We start from the raw sequence: 746 nt of genomic DNA on the forward strand, positions 1-746 counted from the left end.
ATGATAGTAATGGTAATCCAATCACACCAACGGGTCCAGCAATAGGCGGAACGTATGTAGACTGTGAGGGTACTGTTACCTATACCTGGAATTACGCTGATTGTGTTGGCAACAACCATGACTGGGTATATACATATACCATAGTAGTGGAAGATTTTGCAATCAATATGCCTGCAAATGAAGGTAGCCAGATTGCTTGTGCATCAGATGCAGTAGCGCCAGTACCACCAGTTGTAAATGACAATTGTGGTAATCAAATCACACCAACCGGTCCAACGCAAGGCGGAACCTATGATGGCTGTGATGGAACAATTACCTTTGTCTGGAACTATGCTGATTGTACAGGCAACAACCACGACTGGGTGTATACATACACTATAGAGCTAGAAGCACCAATCTTAACAGGAACTGTTCCAGTAGGAGCTACTGATATGGATCTTTGTTTTGCTGATATTCCAGCCGGACCAAGTGAAGCTGAGATTGCTGCATTGTACACTGACAATTGTGGAATTGTAAACGTTACCAAAACAGGCACACCTACCGGTGATGATTGTTCTTGGTCAGTTACTTACAACTACGTGATTTTTAATCAATGTGGACTTTATTCCGATGACATTAATATTACTTATAGTGGAAGCGATCAGGTTGACCCTGCTTTAATAGCAGACGCCCCTGTTGGCACCCAGAACGCGAATGTATGTTATGACGATGCCGTGAGCAGCTTCCCATTTGATGGAGCCGCAATC

1 protein-coding gene is annotated in these 746 nt (G+C 43.7%); it reads left to right on the top strand.

The features are described from left to right. Positions 1–746, top strand: a 746-nt coding sequence (locus tag IEV69_RS13805) for an HYR-like domain-containing protein (protein ID WP_188443430.1), incomplete at both ends; no start/stop codon positions are given.

It is taken from the genome of Planktosalinus lacus, assembly GCF_014640155.1.
In the GTDB taxonomy this organism is placed as follows: domain Bacteria; phylum Bacteroidota; class Bacteroidia; order Flavobacteriales; family Flavobacteriaceae; genus Planktosalinus; species Planktosalinus lacus.